The organism is Sphingomonas sp. QA11 (assembly GCF_028473665.1).
Classification (GTDB): Bacteria; Pseudomonadota; Alphaproteobacteria; order Sphingomonadales; family Sphingomonadaceae; genus Sphingomonas; species Sphingomonas phytovorans.
The window spans coordinates 5,239,436-5,256,076 of record NZ_CP098774.1; the positions used below are offsets into that span (position 1 = coordinate 5,239,436).

The window sequence follows — 16,641 nt, forward strand, 5'->3', positions numbered from 1 at the left end:
ATCCGGCGTAATCCCGGCACCCCAAATTCCCTTTCCCGAGGAAATCGGGGTACTTATCGAAATGCCACCATTTCCGTTGCTATTTCAATCAATTGACGCGCTTTCTCTCGCGATGAAAACCTCGTCTCCGCAAGAACGAAGCAATTTCTTCGTAAGGGGGACAGCATGCATCTTACCCACGCCAGCGGCGAGTTGTCGGCGCGCGATGTGACCATGGTCGAAACCGACAAGCGGGTGGTGCGCTGGATCGCGCAGGCCGCCGTGAATGTCGAACTGTTCACCATCCCGCTCTACATGACGACGCTGTATTCGATCGAGGGCTTCCACCCGATCACCGGCAAGGGTAATGATTTCTACAAGGGCCGGATCTGGCCCGGCGCCAAGGCGGCGGCCTTTACCGATACGCCGAAGGACAAGCCCGGCTGGGGCAACAAGCGGGCGTTCAACGTCATCTTCTCGATCTTCATCCAGGAGATGCTTCACCTCCAGATGGCGGCCAACATCGCCACCGCGATCGGCCACACGCCCAGCTTCACTGATCCGGCGCTGCAGGACAGGAACAATGGCTGGACCTGCTATGGTCCCGATCTGACCGCGATCCCGACGATCGTCGACCTGCGCGACACCTCGACCTATGCCGGGGTGAAGGTCGATGTCGGCCCGCTCGACGAGGATCGCATCGAGCTGTTACTCGCGATCGAGCAGCCGCAGGACGATGCCGAGCGCGACATCATCCACAACAAGGGCAAATATTTCCCCAAGGTGCCGTTCGACCGCGGCGATCCGGATTACGATCCGGCCGCGGCCGATATCTGGTTCGGCTCGATCGGCTATATGTACCAATGCTACCGCGACTATCTGCAAATCCGCTACGATGACGGATCGTGCCTGTGGGACCATGTGTTCGACCAGGATGGGCAGCAGAACGACCTGTTCAACAATTTCAGCTTCCCCGGCCATCCGATGCGCGAATATATGGGCGTGGAAACGACGATCGCGCTTACCGACAGCGGCATTGCCTTCCGCCAGGCGCTCAACATGATGAACGCCATCACCGACCAGGGCGAGGGTGCGACGCTCAAGGCCCGGCTGAAGATCGCCAACGAGGCGGGGCTGCTCAAGTCGGTCGAGGTCCGCTACCGCCCTGACAAGGATGCGCTTGAATCGGATTATCCGAGCTTTTCGGATACCGGCGAGCAAGTCCCCTCGGGCGATGCGGCGGCGCGTTTCGACAATGACGGGGAGGATCATTTCGCCCGCTTCAAGGAAGTCCGCGGGCTCATGCGCGACGGCGGCATCGTCACATGGGACAAGGCAGGCAAGGCCGGCAACTGGACCGCGGCCGACCTCACCACCCATGATTTCGATCCCGACAACAACCCCTATGACCTGCCAGCGCCGGAGCAGATCGCGACCGCGCTCAACAATCTCCATGCCCCGGATGTTCGCGAGCAGAGCCACCAGATTCTGAGCCAGGCGGTGGTAGGCGCAATCAAGGGCGTGACGACCGTGCTCGACCAATATTGGAACCCGAAGGGTGCCTCGGTCTCCTTCCCCTATCCTTCGATGGCCGGGTCGGGCGATCGCATGGCGACTGCCTGGGCAGCGACGGGGCGAACGCCCGATCTCAGCCAGGGCGTGCCCGCGCCCAATATGCGGATCGTCAACCACACCTGCCAGGGGCTCGACCTCAACGCGCCGGGCGGCATCGGCACCAATTCTTGCGCGCTGACCCAGGTCTATCACACCTGTCGCGGGTCGAACCTGTGCAAGGGCATGGGCGGCTGCGGCTTCGTCCAGCCGGCGGGCGGCGGTGGCGGCGGTTGCAGCTCGAGCCTGCGCGCCGCGGCACCGCCCGAGCCGACGCCCGGCAAGCCCCAGGGCGGTGGTTGTTCGGCGGTGGCGGTGCGCGCCAGGGGCGGGTTGTGCGGCACGCCGACCCCGACGCCTACCGCGACGCATTTCACCGCGCCCAGCGACAACCAGTGCGGCGGCTTCGGCGGGTGCGCGGTGCCGATCTCGGCCTGCCAGATCTATCCGGTCAGCGGCACGATGGACCTGTACCTGCTCGCCGCGGCCAAGCCGACCAAGTTCGGCACTCTGCCGTTCAACAAGGGCGACAAGGTGGAGGATATCGCGTTCAAGGCCTTCACCGCCGTCGCCGAGAAGATGGGGCGGGACAAGCCGGTGTATCAGGCGCCGAACGACATCCGCCTCGCCTTCCCGCCCTCGACCTGAGGATCGATGGAGCAGGGATGCCCGCGCCGCTCGCTGCCGTCACCCCGGAGGTGTTCCGGGGGCCACGGTTCCGTGCGCGCCGCGTGCCCGTTGCCGGCTTCCCAACTGGGCCCCGGCCTCCGCCGGGGAAGGGAAGGGGGTGCGGGATGTGGCTTCCCACCTCTCAGTCGGCGATTCATGAGATGAACCGCGCGCCCGTCCCCGTCCAGCCGCGCCTCGGCCTGCCCGATCCCGGCGACGGGGTCGGGCTGCGCGAGGAGCATTATCCGCACCTCATGCGCACCCCGCCCGAGGACTGGGGTGTCGGCTGGTTCGAGATCATCTCGGAAAATTACCTCGATAACGAGGGCTATGGCATGCGCGTGCTTGAGCATGTGGCGGCGCACCGTCCGGTGGTGATGCACGGCGTATCGCTGTCGATCGGCAGCACCGCGCCGCTGGACCGGACCTATCTGGCGAAGCTCAGGGCGCTCGCCGCGCGCGTCTCGCCGCTATGGGTCTCGGACCACCTTTGCTGGACGGGAGTGGGCGGGCTCAACAGCCACGACCTGTTGCCGATGCCGCTGACCGAACAGAGCCTTGCCCACACCGCCGACCGGGTGCGCGCGGTGCAGGATGTGCTCGGCCGCCCGATCGTGCTGGAGAATCCCAGCACCTATCTGGCCTTCCACGCCAGCCGAATGCCCGAATGGGAATTCATCGGCCGCCTTGCCGAGGATACCGGCTGCGGCCTGCTGCTCGACGTCAACAATGTACATGTCAGCGCGGTCAACCAGGCGTTCGATCCAATCGCCTATATCGATGCGGTGCCGGCGGACCATGTCGTGCAGATTCATCTCGCCGGGCCGAGCGACCATGGCACGCACCTGATCGACACGCATGACCACCCAGTGCCCGACGCGGTCTGGCCGCTCTATGCCCGTGCCTGGGAACGCTGCGGCCCGGTCGCGACCCTGCTCGAATGGGACGCCAACATCCCGCCTTTCGAGGAGCTGCTCGCCGAACTGACCAAGGCAAGGATGGTGCGCGAGGGGCTTGGCATGGCCCGGGTCGCCGCCTGATGGCTGGCACCGCCGATCTCCAGGCCTGGCTTCAGGCGGCGATGCTCGACGGCGAGGCGTCCGACGCGCGCGAGCATGTCCTTGGCGACAACCGCCTGACCGCCGAGATGCGGATCGGTATCTATGCCCAGGGCTATCGCCTCCGCCTGCTCGGATGCCTCGGCACTGAGTATCCGGTCCTGTCGGCGCTCGCCGGGCCGACCGCCTTCGGCCTGTTCGCGCAGGGCTATATCGCTGCCCATCCGTCGCGCTCCTACACGCTGTACGATTTCGGTGCGGGTTTCGCCGACTATCTCGACGCTGCCCGCCCCACCGGTGACGGCACCCCGCAAACGGTCGAGGCGATCCCGGCGGCACTGGCACGGGTGGAACGGGCCAGGGCCGAAGTCCACCGCGCGCGCGGCGTTGAGGGCAGGACACCGGTCGCGGCGGAAACCGGTTTCGATGCGGTGATGGCCTCTATTCTCGGCCTTGGCCTCGGCCGGGCCTGGTCGCGTCCTGACAGCGTGCGGCTGCTTGAGCTGCCTTTCGACTTCACCGAGACCCTCGCGGCCGTCGATCGCGGCGAGCCGCCCTGCCTGCCCGTCGCCACGCCGTCCTTCATGGCGGTGGCGCGGATCGACTATCGGGTCGCCTGCCATCGGCTTGAAGGCTGGCAATATGACTGGCTCGCGCGCTTGCCCGTGGACGCGGCGATTGCGTGTCCGGCGCCGGACGATCAGCACCTCGCGGCCTGGCTCCCCGTCGCGGTCACTCAAGGACTGGTGGCGCCGCGCGCATAGCCGTCTGCGGATCACCCCTCCGTCGGCGCTGCATCCGCCCTGGCGAAGAAGATGGTGACGCGCATGCCGGCTCCGGGCGCCGACTCGATCTCGATCCGGGCCTTGGCATTCTGGCGCAACGACTGGGCAATCAGTGCGCCCAGCTTGCCGGCCTTGGGCCAGGTCACGCCCTCCGCCAGGCCGATCCCGTCATCCGCCACGACGACACGGCACCCGGTGTCGTCGACAATGCTGTGGAGCGTGATGGTGCCCCCGTCGCGCCCGGCAAAGGCGTGCTTCAGCGCGTTGGTCAGCAGCTCGTTGACGACCAGCCCGGCCGGCATCGCGACATTGACCGAGACCGGCCAGGTATCGATCTGAAGGTCGAGATGGATTCCCTCGACCGCATGGGCGCGCATCACCGACGAGGCGATCTCGCTGAGATAGATGCCAAGATCGATGCTTTCGCCCACCCCCTCGTCGGATAGCGAACGGTAGAGCAGCGCCAGTGCATCGATCCGCCCGGCCAGCCGGTCGAAGCGCCGTTCGGTCGCGTCGTCGGGCAGGTTGCGCGCCTCGAGCCGGATCAGGGCGGTGATCATCTGCAGGTTGTTCTTCACCCGGTGCTGCAATTCGCGCAGCAGCGTGTCGCTGTTCCTGAGCCGCTGTTCCAGGTCGGCGCTATCTTCGCGCGGCCTGACCTCGGCCAGCGCGACGAGCCGGAACAGCGCCGATCCGTCATCGCCCTGGATCATGGTCGACCATGCATCGACGGTAATTGTGGTCTCGGCATCTGCGATGGTGAATGTGCCGAGATAGTCGTCACCTGCGACAACCGCCTCGCGCAACGCTCGTCCGTCATCGGCGGTGACGTGGGATGGCAGCGCATCCCAGCTCTTGCCCTCGATCAGCGCCGCGGACTGGCCCGTCAGGCGCTCAAATTCGAGATTGGCGTAGGTGATCCTCTCGGCCGGATGAAGCTCGGAAACGGCGATCGCCACCGGCACATGGTCGAGGAACTGCTTGAAACGGTCGCTTTCGAGCGCATCGGCGAGGTCGGGCGTTTCGAGCAGTTGCTCGATCCCGGCATTGTCGCTGTCTTTAGCCATGATACGCCCGTTCCCGATGATCCGATCGCCTGCGCTACCAGATAATCGGGAAGGGCGCTGGAAAGAGTCGAGGCTAGACCGTCCGGCGGCCGGTGACGAAGTGGAGGATCACCATCACCACCGCGATAACGAGCAGCAGGTGGATCAGGCCGCCGGCGACGTGAAAGGCAAAGAAACCGAGCAGCCAGAGGACCACCAGGATTGCGGCGATAGTTCCCAACATCGGATTGTCCTTTTATTGAACCTACGAAACGAACGCGCAACCTTGCGGTTCCAGCCGATCAGGCGAGTGTGCGCACGCCGGGCTCGCGGTCCCAGAACCGTTTCGCGGCAGCGGTCGTGAAGCTCTTGTCCAACGGCACCACGCCCTCGTCCGGCACGACTCCGGCCTTGTCGAGCAGCGGCTGGGCCTCGGGCGAATGGCCGATCGCCTTCAGATTTCCGAACGCGTCCATGACGAACTGCACCGCCGCGGCTTCCTTCAGCAGCGCCGCGCATCCCTGATCGGAGAGCACTATCGCCACCGCATCGGCGAGCACCGAGGGATAGCCGGCAAGCTGGGCATCGGCCTTGAGCAGGCTCCCGTCAGACAGCTTGGCCCCGCCCACCCTGGGCGCGACGATCACCGCGCGGGCACCAGCGCCGGTGATGGAGTCGACCAGCGCCGATACCGCCTTGGCGTCCGATCCGTCGGCGACCAGCACGGCGATGGAATGGCCCTTGATATCGGCCGGCGCCCGCGGCCCCTCGATGATGCGCAGCGCGGGCGAGGGTTCGAGATCCTGCGCGGGTACCGATGCCCGGGAGGCCTTGGGCAGCGGCATGTTGAGCCCGGCGGCGACGCGCTTCGCCAGATCGGGATCGACGTTGACCAGGTTTGACATCATCCGCACCCGGACATGCTCAAGTCCCACCTTGGAGAGCTCGAACACCAGCGCCGAGGCGAGATGCGCCTGTTCCGGCACGGCCAGCGAGCGGAAGAACAGCCGCGCCTGGCTGTAATGATCGGCGAAGCTTTCAGGCCGGATGCGCAGCTTGCCGCCCTGCTCGTCTTCATCGGACCGGCCGGCAAAGGTGGCGAAGCCGGTCATCGGGCATTCGCGCGGGCCGCCATCCTCGCCGACGTCGGCCAGGCTGTTCGGCTCGTAATTCGCCCGGCCCTTCGGCACGGTCATCTGCATCTGCCCGTCGCGCTGGAAGTTCATCACCGGGCATTTCGGCGCGTTGATCGGCAACTGGTGAAAATTGGCGGTGCCGAGCCGCGACTTCTGCGTGTCGAGATAGGAGAAGAGCCGCCCCTGCAGCAGCGGATCATTGGTGAAATCCACGCCCGGCACCACGTTCGCCGGGCAGTAGGCGACCTGTTCCGTCTCGGCGAAGAAATTGTCGGGATAGCGATCAAGCACCATCCGTCCGACGATCCGAACCGGCAGCACTTCCTCAGGGATGATCTTGGTCGGATCGAGCACGTCGAACGGCAGGCTGTCGGCGAATTTCTGGTCGAATGCCTGAATGCCCAGTTCCCATTCGGGAAAGTCACCCCGGTCGATCGCCTCGAACAGGTCGCGCCGGTGGAAATCGGGGTCGGCGCCGGCGATCTTCACCGCTTCGTCCCAGCAGGTCGATTGAACGCCCTGCTTCGGTTTCCAGTGGAACTTGACGAAGGTCGACTTGCCTTTGGCATTGACCAGCCGGAAGGTGTGGATGCCGAACCCTTCCATCGTGCGCAGCGAGCGCGGAATCGTCCGGTCGGACATCGCCCACATGATCATATGGGTCGATTCAGGCATCAGGCTGATGAAGTCCCAGAAGGTGTCATGCGCGCTGGCTGCCTGCGGATAACCGGTCTGGGCCTCCATCTTCACTGAATGGATCAGATCGGGGAACTTGATCGCATCCTGGATGAAGAACACGGGGATATTGTTGCCGACCAGATCCCAATTGCCCTCCTTCGTATAGAATTTCACCGCGAAACCGCGCACGTCGCGCGGCGTGTCGACCGACCCCGCGCCGCCCGCGACGGTGGAGAAACGCGTGAACAGCGGCGTGCGCTCGCCGGCGCGCTGGAACAGGTCGGCCTTGGTAATGTCGGCAAGGCTTTCATAACATTCGAAGAAGCCGTGCGCTGCCGATCCCCGGGCGTGAACGATCCGCTCCGGGATACGCTCATGGTCGAAGTGGAAGATCTTCTCGCGAAGGACGAAATCCTCCAGCAGTACCGGGCCGCGCGCGCCGGATTTGAGCTGGTTCTGGTTGTCGGAAACCCGGATGCCCTGGTTGGTGGTCAGGCCGTTCTCGGCTTCGTTCGGCGCAACCTGATGTGTTTCGCCGCCATTGCCCGATTTCACGCCGCTTTTCGTCGCCATCATCAGCTCCCGTCACTGTTCGGGGGTTCAACCTTGGGGCGACGGGAAAGGTCCGACGCATCAGCAGGAACTTGCTTTGGATCAGCGCGATTCTTTTACGAGCCGGTCCTCCGGGAATTCTCCGGCGGCACCCCGATTCAACCGTCGCCCGGTCGAGCCTATTATCCCGTCGTCGTCGGTCCATGCCGCTGATCAGGGGTCGTCGCGCCATGTCCTTATTCAATGCCGATATGTCAGGTCACGGCGGTAAAGCTGCACTGCCTCCTGACCAATTCTCGAAAATGCGGAAGAAAAGTGCCAATATTATGGCCGAGCGGTTTCGCTGCGCTTGTCCTGGTAATTCAAGCGGCCCTGGCTCGAATAGCCTCAGTGCTGTCCATCATCATAGTATCGGTTCGAAAATTCCGGGTCGGCGTTGGGTGGCGATAATCATCCTTTACTGTCCGACTTACGGCACGTTCCAACATGATTTCTTGCGGCTCGAATCAGACCCCGGAATAGCCGCCGGTGATCGCCATGGTCGTCCTCACCGGTCGAGGCGGACAGAATGCATGGGGGAGAGGGTCCGCTCCCCTGTCCGGGATGGCCATGGTGGCGACCGCCTGCTAGAATGTTCCCAGTTCGTTCCGGAGATGACATTGGCCAATCGCGCCGGCAGCGCCGATCTTCCCCTGCATGGCGGCCATGTGCCGCCATGGCTGGGCGTCCGCACGGCGAGCCTCGGCGCTGTCATGTCGCAGGCGATCATCCATCATTACGGGCGGGACGAGCTGTTGCGCCGGCTGGCGCACCCCTTCTGGTTCCAGAGCTTCGGGGCGGTGATGGGAATGGACTGGCATTCGTCGGGCATCACCACCAGCGTGATCGGCGCACTGAAGCGCGGCCTCGCGCCGCTGTCGGGGGAGCTCGGACTCCATGTCTGCGGTGGCCGGGGCAAGCAATCGCGCCGCACGCCTGACGAACTGGTCGCGATCGGCGATCGGGTCGGGCTCGACGGGGCTGCCCTGGCGCGGACCAGCCGGCTCGTCGCCAAGGTCGACAGCGCTGCGGTGCAGGATGGGTTCGACCTCTATCTCCACGGCTTCATCGTCGCTGACGACGGGCAATGGGTGGTGGTGCAGCAGGGAATGAACGGCGCGGCGCGGCAGGCGCGGCGCTATCACTGGTCGTCGGAAGGGCTGGGCAGCTTCGTCGATGCCCCGCACGCGGCAATCGAGGGCAGGGGCGGGGGCGAGATCGTCAACCTCACCGATCGCCGGGCTGCCGCCTCGCGCGATGCACAGCTCGATCTGCTCCGCGATCTCGGGCCCGACCGGATCGCTCGCGAAGCCGCCGCGCTTGAGCCGCCGAAGCCAACGGCAAAGGACGATCAGCCGATGCTGCCGCACCTGGTGCTGCCGGGCCATCACGACGTTCGCCCGGCCGACGTGATGATCCGTCGCCTCCACGGCACGCTCGCCGCCGCGGCGGAGAATGGCCCGGCGGACTTCCCGGAGCTGCTGCTCGTTCCCGGCGTCGGCGCCCGCACGGTGCGCTCGCTGGCGATGGTGGCTGAGATAATCCACGGCGCCCCCTGCCGCTTCGCCGATCCGGCGCGCTTCTCGCTCGCGCATGGCGGCAAGGATCGCCACCCCTATCCGGTGCCGATCAAGGTCTTCGACAGGACCATCGCGGTGATGAAGGACGCGGTGGGCAAGGCGAAGCTCGGCAATGAGGAGAAGCTGGCGGCGATCCGGCGTCTCGACGCGCAGGCACGCGCGATGGAGCGCCACGCGACCGGCCTGACCCTGCCCGACTTCGTGGCGGAGGAATTCCGCAATGCGCACGATTATGGCGGCCGCAGCGTCTTCGGCTGGGAACCGCCGGTTGCCGACGAACGAGCAGCCGGAAGCGTTTAGCAGCGACGTCGCCCCACACGCTTCCCGTCACCCCGGACTTGTTCCGGGGTCTACCGCGGGGCAAACCAAATTGCCGGTGAGAGTGCGGGCCGGTGGATGCCGGAACAAGCCCCGGCATGACGGAAGGGAACAGCCGCTTCCCGTTCCCCCAAGGCAATGACGGTCGATTCAACCATTCGCCGGCTTGATACAATGTGCCGGCCGGATGCATGAAAACCCGCTCCCGCTGTTTCTCATGATGGCCGATTGCTCACGCGTTGACCGTCCCTGTTTCCTGATTTTAGCCCGCTGTTACGCGGGCGGTTTCCGCTGTTAATTCCATAACAGGGAAAAGGCGGGTCAATCTATTGAAATACCTGGCTAAAAATTGCTAGGAAAATCCAACTTTTCCCCTGTTAATTCGTCGGAAAAAATGCGTCCTTTTATCCGCGCTAACAGAGGGGCGCTTATCCACCGGGCGTCACTTCACCCCGATCAGCCATGGCTGAACCCCGCCGGTCGGCTTTGGCGTCCCGTCGATCCGCTCGGCCCTGATTAGCGGCACCGGTGTCAGGATCATCTGCCCCTTCATCGGGCCTGATCCGCCGCCGATCGGCCGGGCGAGGATCTTGCGCACCACGTCCATGCCTTCGACGACATGGCCGAATGCCGCATAGCCGGTATAGCCGGGCTTCGCGTCCATGCTGGGATGCGCGCCGAGCATGATCGCGAAATTGCCCGTCGCGCCATTCTCGTCGCGGCCATGCGCCATGGAGATCACCGTATCGACATGGCGGATGCCAGTCCGGCTGGTCGGCTCAAGCGGGACCGGCGACGGCAGCATGCGCCGCGCGTCGGTGCCGATCCCGCCCTGTACGAAGCCATAGGCGGGATCGGCCTTGCTGCGTGCCGAGCGGTAGAAGCTGGTATTGTCCAGCCGCTTGTCGTCGACATAGGCGAGGAAGTTGGCGGTAGTCCTGGGCGCGCGCTTCGCGTCGAGCGCGATCACGATCGGGCCGAGCGAGGTGACGATCCGCACGCGCACGATCCCCGGTGTGGGCTTGCTGGCCGGGCCCGGGGCGGCGGTCGACGATGCAGCGAGCGTCGCCAGGGCCAGGGCGAAAAGGATAGGGCGCATCGTCAGCTCGTACCGGAGGATTGCGGGTCCGCTAAGGCGTGCCAGCCATGTGTGCAAGATGCTCAGGCGGCCTTGCCAAGGGCATATTGCCGACAATGCTCGAGATAGCCCGCCTCATGGCTGCCCGACAGGTCGACGACGCTTTCCCACAACCACGACGGGGCATCGAGCGCGCCGTCCCGCCGGGCTGCCAGCATCTTCTGCCATGCGGCACGTGTCGACGTCTCCATCTGCCGCGCATGGGCCTTGCCGACGACATAGGCGAGATAGCGCGCCGCGCGTGCCGCTTCGCCGCGGGTGAACTGCGCGACCTCAAGCTTCAGGTCCTGTGGGGCAAGCTCGCGCAGGAAGACCGGGCGGTCGAGCAATGTCGCCGCGATCATGCGTTCGCCAAGATGGGGGGACAGCGCCCGGGCACCCGTGACGACGCGTTCCGCCTGGTCCTTCGGCATGGCCGGGTGCCTCGCCGCCGGGGCTGCGGGGATGGTGGCTTCCTTCACGTCGATCAGGCCATATTCTTCACGCCCTTTGGCGCCGTGGATCGCCACGACAACCGCGTAGCGCATCAGGCCAAGCGAGCTGCACCCTTTCACCCACCATGCGGCATCGACCAGCCTTACCTCGCGGTGCTTGTCCTCCCGGCCCAGCGACAGGATCAGCCTTTGGGTACCGGCATCCTCGAACAGCTCGACCAGCGCCGCGCGCTCCTCTGGCGAGACCGCCCAGAATTTCTTGCCGAGCGGAATCTGCGGCTCCGCATCGTCGATCCGTTCGCGGGCAAGATGGTGCCAGCGCCGGCCAAGCGCACGGTGGTTGATCACCCGCACCGCGTCGGGCTCGGGGCCGGGCCCGGCGCCATCGCCCCTGGCGTCGGGATCGCTCAGCGCGTCGCTATAGCCCTCGACCATCTGCTCGATCATGCGCGCGGTGACGACGCCGGGCAGGTCCGATCCGCGCGCTGCCGTGGCGAGCGACAGGGCGAGGCGGATCAGGTCGTGCGCCGGGTTGCCGATCACTGTCTGGTCGAGGTCGCGAATCTGGATCTCGATCCCGCCGCGCCCGTCCGCCAGCGGGCCGAGATTGCCGAGATGGCAATCGCCGCAAATCCAGATCGCCGGGCCGGCCGGCAATCGCCTTGCCGAAGGGGAGGCGGCAAGCCAGTCATAGAATTTCGCTGTGTTGCCACGCACGAAGGCATGGGCTGACCGCGCCATCTTCATTGCGCGGGCGGATTCGAGCACGGCTGACCGGTCGCTCGGCGAAAGCTGCTTCATGCGCCTCCTTGGGGAAGTCGTTGAGCAGGCCAAACGCACGGTCGGCGAAAACGAGCCTATGGTCGAAAGGCCGTGCCGGACGGGCGGCCTGCGCTATGGCAAGCCGCCCGCGAGGCGTTTACCGCGCGGCGATCACCGGCCGCTGCCACCCGCCGCCGAGCGACCGGAACAGGTCGATCTGGGCGCTGGCGATCCGTGCGTTGGATGCGGCGAGGTCAGCATCGGTATCGGCGAAGGTCCGCTCGGCATCCAGCACGTCGAGGAAGTCGATCTGCCCCTCGCGCTGGCGGGCGCGGGTGATGCGGGCTGCTGCCTCCGCCCCGTCACGCGCCGCCTGCAACGCGGTGCGGCGCTTCAACTCGCCCTGATAGGTGGCGAGCGCGGTTTCGGTTTCCTCGAGCGCCTGGAGCACCGACCCGTCGAACGTCGCCAGCGCGGCGCGGGTGTCGGCCTCGCTCGCGGCGATGCGCGAACGCGCCGCCTCCTGGTTGGGGAAGGACCAGCTGATCAGCGGACCTACCAGGAAGCGCAATGCGCCGCCGGTGAACAGATCGCCGATGCTCATGCTGCTCGATCCGACCGATCCGCCGAGCGAGATGCGCGGGTAAAGCTCGGCCGTCGCGACGCCGATTCGTGCGGTGGCCGCCGCGAGCCGCTGTTCGGCCGCCCGTACATCGGGCCGCCTTGCAAGCAACGCGGCGCCGTCACCGACCGGAATCGGCTGGTCGAGGCGCGGCGTGTCGGTCCGCGCGGCGGCGATCTCGGGCAGCTCCTGCGGCGTGCGGCCGGTCAGCGTCGCCAGACGGAACAGGGCCGCCTGGCGCTGCGCCTCGATCGCCGGGACGAGCGCCGCGCGCTGGTCGCGCAGGGTGGTGATCCGGACCAGGTCGAGCTTGGCCGCGCGGCCGGCATCGACTCGCTTGCCGGTCAGGGTCGCTGATTTGTCGAGCAGTTCGACGATCCGTTTCGCCACCCCAAGCCGCTCGGCGGAAGAGGCCGCGTCGACATAGGCGCCGGTCGTCGCGGCAACCACCGCGACGCGCACCGCATCCGCATCGGCGTCGGCCGCGCGGACATCGCCGCGTGCCGCCTCGATATTGCGGCGGACGCGCCCGGCGAGATCGACCTCATAGGAGACGCTCAGGCCGATATCGTAGGATTCACCCTCGGACGCCGTGCCGGGCAGGCGCTGGCTGTCGGGGGTGCGGCCATAACCGCCGGTCGCGCCGATCGACGTCTGGGGCAGGCGATCGGACCGCACGCCGCGCAACGAGGCGCGCGCCCGGTCAAGCCGGGCGACGGCGACCCGGATGTCGGTATTGGCGGCCAGCGCATCGGCGACGAGCTGGTCGAGCGTCGGGTCGCGGTAGAGCTGCCACCAGTGGTCGTCCGCCTGCGCGGTCGACACGGTGGGGCTCGCGCTGCCGACGAACTGGCCCGCCGCCTTGGGCGGGGCCACCGGCGCGACGAAGTTCGGGCCGGCGGCGCAGGCGGATAGCGCCAGGGCGGAGAGGGAGGCGAGCAATAGCTGTTTCATGACGGCCGCTCCTTATTCGGCGGGCTGAAGAGTCGCCGGCAGGTCGTGCTCGCGGCGGCGGGAGAACCGCGCCGCGAGCGCCCGGCAGACGACGTAGAAGGTCGGCGTGAAGAGCAGGCCGAAGGCGGTGACGCCGATCATCCCGAAGAATACCGCGGTGCCCAGCGCCTGGCGAAGCTCGGCGCCTGCCCCGCTCGCCAGCACCAGCGGCACCGTGCCGAGGATGAAGGCGAAGCTGGTCATCAGGATCGGGCGGAGGCGGGTCTGCGCCGCGCGCACCGCCGCCTCGACCGGCGAGAGTCCATCCTGCTCCTCGGCCTGCTTGGCGAACTCGACCACGAGGATCGCGTTCTTCGCGGCAAGCGCGATCAGCACGACCAGCCCGATCTGGGTCAGGACGTTGTTGTCCATGCCCCGCAGGTTCACGCCGGTCATCGCCGCCAGCAGACACATCGGCACGATCAGCACGATGGCCAGCGGCAGGGTGATGCTCTCATATTGCGCCGCCAGCACCAGGAAGACGAACACCACCGCCATCAGGAAGACGAGACCGGCGGTGCTGCCCGCCGCCTTTTGCTGGTACGCGATACCCGTCCATTCGTGCGAGTAACCCGCTGGCAGGCTCGCATCGGCAAGCTTCTCCATCGTCACCAGCGACTGGCCCGAGGAGAATCCGGGAGCCGTGTCGCCATCCACCTCGACCGCGGGGAAGAGGTTGTAGCGGACGACGCGGTACGGACCGGTCTTGTCCTGGAAGGTCGCGACCGACCCGATCGGCACCATCTGGCCCGAGTTGGAACGGGTCTTCAGGTTGGCGATGTCGGCGGTGGTGTTACGGAATGGCGCATCGGCCTGCGCGGTGACGCGATAGGTGCGCCCCAGCAGGTTGAAGTCGTTCACGAACGCCGAGCCGAGATACACCTGCAGCGCCTCGAACACCCGCTCCGGCGGCACGCCGAGCATGTTCGCCTTGGGCCGGTCGACATCGGCGAAGATGCGCGGCGTCGCGGTGTCGAAGAAGGTGTAGATCTGCGCGAGGCCGCTGGTCTGGTTGGCCTTGCCGATCAGGTCGTAGGATGCCTTGCCCAGATCGGCATAGCCGCGCCCTTCGGTGTCCTGGACCATCATGCGATAGCCGCCGGCCGAGCCGATGCCCTGGATCAGCGGCGGCGGCACGATCATCAGCCGTGCCTCGTCGACATCGGCGGTCGCCTTGCGTGCCTCGTCCATGATCCCCTGGAAGGTGACGCCAAGCGCCTTGCGCTCCTCGAAGCTCTTCAGCGGGAAATAGGCTGCGGCCGAATTAGGGGCGAGCGTCTGCGACGGGCCGTCGAAACCGGCCAGCATCACTGAACCCTTGATGCCTTTCAGCGGCAGGATCTTCGCGGCGACCTTGCGCATCACCGCGTCGGTCCGCTCGATCGAGGAGCCGGGCGGAAGCTGGATCACGGTCAGGAAATAGCCCTGGTCCTGCGCCGGCACGAAGCCGGTCGGCGTGATCCAGAAGACCCCGCCGGTCAGCGCGATCAGGCCGGCATAGGCGAACATCATCTTCTTCGGTGCGTTGACCAGCCGGCGGGTGAGCGCGGCGTAGCCGAGGCTCATCCGTTCGAACCCGCGGTTGAACGCGTCACCCGCGCGGTTGACGATCTGCTGGAACCGGTTGCCCGTTCCCGTTTCCTTGTGGCGGAGCAGCAGAGCGGCGAGGGCCGGCGACAGCGTCAGCGACAGGACGAGCGAGATGATCGTCGCGGTCGAGATGGTCACCGCGAACTGGCGGTAGAAGGCGCCCGACAGGCCGGTGAGGAACACCGTCGGCACGAACACCGCGCAGAGCACGAGGACGATCGCGACCAGCGCGCCCGACACCTCGTCCATCGAGGTCCGCGCGGCCTCAAGCGGGGTCAGCCCGCGTTCGAGGTTGCGCTCCACATTCTCCACCACGACGATGGCGTCGTCGACGACGACGCCGATCGCCAGCACCAGCCCGAACAGCGACAGGTTGTTGAGCGAGTAGCCGAAGGCGGCGAGCACCGCGAAGGTACCGATCAGCGAGACCGGGATCGCGACCACCGGGATGATCGCCGCGCGCCATTTCTGGAGGAACACCAGGATGACGAGCACGACCAGGATGATTGCCTCGAACAGCGTATCCTTCACCGCGTCGATCGACTGGGCGATGAACTCGGTCGGGTTGTAGATGACCTTATACTCGAGGCCCTTGGGGAAGCGGGCCGACATGGACTTCATCTCGGCGGAGACGCCTTCGGCCGCAGCGAGCGCGTTGGAGCCGGGGCGCTGGAACACGGCGACGATGACCGTCGGCTTGCCGCTGAGATAGGTGTTGCTGCCATAATCCTGCGCGCCGAGCTCGACGCGGGCGACGTCGGACACCTTGACCTGGCGGCCATTGGCATCAGTGCGGATCACCACATCGGCGAACTGCTTCGGATCGGTCAGGCGGCCCTGGGTCTCGACGTTGAGCTGGAAGGCGTTGCCGCTCGCATAAGGCGGCTGGCCGAGCGTGCCGGCGGCGACCTGGACGTTCTGCGCGCGGAGCGCCGCGACGATCTCGCCGGCGGTCAGGTCGAGCGCGGCGGCGTGGCCGGGATCGATCCAGACGCGCATCGAATAGTCGCGCGAGCCGAAGAGCTGCACGTCGCCCACGCCGTCGATACGGCTGAGGCGGTCGCGCACCTGGGTGAGCGCATAGTTGGAGATATAGCCGCGATCGAGCGAGTTGTCGGGCGAGACCAGGTTCACGACCATCAGGAAGTCGGGCGAGGTCTTGCGCGTCACCACGCCGAGCCGCTGCACATCCTCGGGCAGGCGCGGCACCGCGATGGCGACACGGTTCTGTACCAGCACCTGCGCGGCATCGAGATCGGTGCCCTGCTTGAAGGTGACGGTGATGACGACCTTGCCGTCACCGGTCGATTGCGACGACTGGTATAGCATGTTGTCGACGCCGTTGATCTCCTGCTCGATCGGCGCGGCGACGGTTTCGGCGACCGTCTCGGCCGAGGCGCCCGGGTAATTGGCGGTCACGGTCACGGTCGGCGGCACGATATCGGGATATTGCGACACCGGCAGGGACATATAGGCGATCGCACCGACAAGGGTGATGACGACAGCGATCACCGCGGCGAAGATCGGCCGCGTGATGAAGAAGCGCGAGAAGCGCATGGATTTCGTCCTCGAGAAAGAGGGTTGCGTGACCCGTCACACGAGCAGGAGGATTTTGAAGAACGAACGCTTGCCCGATCCGCGATGCCGGACT

11 protein-coding genes are annotated in these 16,641 nt (G+C 66.1%); 4 read left to right on the forward strand and 7 right to left on the reverse strand.

What is annotated here, in order from left to right:
* Nucleotides 1-165 precede the first annotated feature (165 nt).
* From NDN01_RS24255 to NDN01_RS24265, 3 genes are all read left to right on the forward strand, one after another.
* Nucleotides 166-2,238 (forward strand): ferritin-like domain-containing protein, encoded by a 2,073-nt coding sequence (locus tag NDN01_RS24255; protein ID WP_272624783.1) that lies wholly within the window; start codon nucleotides 166-168, stop codon nucleotides 2,236-2,238.
* A gap of 182 nt (nucleotides 2,239-2,420) precedes the next feature.
* Nucleotides 2,421-3,299, forward strand: coding sequence for an MNIO family bufferin maturase (gene bufB / locus NDN01_RS24260; RefSeq protein WP_272624784.1), 879 nt, complete (start codon nucleotides 2,421-2,423; stop codon nucleotides 3,297-3,299).
* A complete protein-coding gene (locus NDN01_RS24265; protein WP_272624785.1) occupies nucleotides 3,299-4,081 on the forward strand; it encodes an HvfC/BufC N-terminal domain-containing protein in 783 nt (260 codons plus the stop codon). The genes bufB and NDN01_RS24265 overlap by 1 nt, the downstream gene beginning before the upstream one ends.
* 11 nt (nucleotides 4,082-4,092) lie before the next feature.
* Here the strand turns inward: NDN01_RS24265 and NDN01_RS24270 are convergent, their stop codons facing one another.
* The 3 genes from NDN01_RS24270 to NDN01_RS24280 all read right to left on the reverse strand — a co-directional run bounded on the left by NDN01_RS24270 (nucleotide 4,093) and on the right by NDN01_RS24280 (nucleotide 7,538).
* Nucleotides 4,093-5,169, reverse strand: a complete 1,077-nt coding sequence (locus NDN01_RS24270) for a sensor histidine kinase (protein ID WP_272624786.1) — start codon at nucleotides 5,167-5,169, stop codon at nucleotides 4,093-4,095.
* 73 nt (nucleotides 5,170-5,242) lie between these two features.
* Nucleotides 5,243-5,392: a lmo0937 family membrane protein gene (locus tag NDN01_RS24275; RefSeq protein WP_272624787.1), complete on the reverse strand. Its 150-nt coding sequence runs from the start codon at nucleotides 5,390-5,392 to the stop codon at nucleotides 5,243-5,245.
* Between the two features lie 58 nt (nucleotides 5,393-5,450).
* Nucleotides 5,451-7,538, reverse strand: coding sequence for a catalase (locus NDN01_RS24280; protein WP_443025169.1), 2,088 nt, complete (start codon nucleotides 7,536-7,538; stop codon nucleotides 5,451-5,453).
* Between the two features lie 635 nt (nucleotides 7,539-8,173).
* Between NDN01_RS24280 and NDN01_RS24285 the strand changes: the two genes are divergently transcribed.
* Nucleotides 8,174-9,433, forward strand: coding sequence for a DUF763 domain-containing protein (locus NDN01_RS24285; protein ID WP_272624788.1), 1,260 nt, complete (start codon nucleotides 8,174-8,176; stop codon nucleotides 9,431-9,433).
* A gap of 460 nt (nucleotides 9,434-9,893) precedes the next feature.
* Here the strand turns inward: NDN01_RS24285 and NDN01_RS24290 are convergent, their stop codons facing one another.
* From NDN01_RS24290 to NDN01_RS24305, 4 genes are all read right to left on the reverse strand, one after another.
* Nucleotides 9,894-10,550 carry a peptidylprolyl isomerase gene (locus NDN01_RS24290; RefSeq protein WP_272624789.1) on the reverse strand — a complete coding sequence of 219 codons (657 nt, stop codon included), beginning with the start codon at nucleotides 10,548-10,550 and terminating at the stop codon, nucleotides 9,894-9,896.
* A gap of 62 nt (nucleotides 10,551-10,612) precedes the next feature.
* Nucleotides 10,613-11,824: a DUF2252 family protein gene (locus NDN01_RS24295; protein WP_272624790.1), complete on the reverse strand. Its 1,212-nt coding sequence runs from the start codon at nucleotides 11,822-11,824 to the stop codon at nucleotides 10,613-10,615.
* Nucleotides 11,825-11,942: 118 nt separating this feature from the next.
* Nucleotides 11,943-13,361: an efflux transporter outer membrane subunit gene (locus NDN01_RS24300; RefSeq protein WP_272624791.1), complete on the reverse strand. Its 1,419-nt coding sequence runs from the start codon at nucleotides 13,359-13,361 to the stop codon at nucleotides 11,943-11,945.
* A 12-nt stretch (nucleotides 13,362-13,373) separates the two neighbouring features.
* Nucleotides 13,374-16,547: an efflux RND transporter permease subunit gene (locus tag NDN01_RS24305; protein ID WP_272624792.1), complete on the reverse strand. Its 3,174-nt coding sequence runs from the start codon at nucleotides 16,545-16,547 to the stop codon at nucleotides 13,374-13,376.
* Between the last annotated feature and the right edge of the window lie 94 nt (nucleotides 16,548-16,641).

Excerpts from the sequence above, each read along its gene's own strand:
- NDN01_RS24255 (WP_272624783.1), top strand. The coding sequence starts at position 166 with ATGCATCTTACCCACGCCAGCGGCGAGTTGTCGGCGCGCGATGTGACC.
- bufB (WP_272624784.1), top strand. The coding sequence starts at position 2,421 with ATGAACCGCGCGCCCGTCCCCGTCCAGCCGCGCCTCGGCCTGCCCGAT.
- NDN01_RS24265 (WP_272624785.1), top strand. The coding sequence starts at position 3,299 with ATGGCTGGCACCGCCGATCTCCAGGCCTGGCTTCAGGCGGCGATGCTC.
- NDN01_RS24270 (WP_272624786.1), bottom strand. The coding sequence starts at position 5,169 with ATGGCTAAAGACAGCGACAATGCCGGGATCGAGCAACTGCTCGAAACG.
- NDN01_RS24275 (WP_272624787.1), bottom strand. The coding sequence starts at position 5,392 with ATGTTGGGAACTATCGCCGCAATCCTGGTGGTCCTCTGGCTGCTCGGT.
- NDN01_RS24280 (WP_443025169.1), bottom strand. The coding sequence starts at position 7,538 with ATGATGGCGACGAAAAGCGGCGTGAAATCGGGCAATGGCGGCGAAACA.
- NDN01_RS24290 (WP_272624789.1), bottom strand. The coding sequence starts at position 10,550 with ATGCGCCCTATCCTTTTCGCCCTGGCCCTGGCGACGCTCGCTGCATCG.
- NDN01_RS24295 (WP_272624790.1), bottom strand. The coding sequence starts at position 11,824 with ATGAAGCAGCTTTCGCCGAGCGACCGGTCAGCCGTGCTCGAATCCGCC.
- NDN01_RS24300 (WP_272624791.1), bottom strand. The coding sequence starts at position 13,361 with ATGAAACAGCTATTGCTCGCCTCCCTCTCCGCCCTGGCGCTATCCGCC.
- NDN01_RS24305 (WP_272624792.1), bottom strand. The coding sequence starts at position 16,547 with ATGCGCTTCTCGCGCTTCTTCATCACGCGGCCGATCTTCGCCGCGGTG.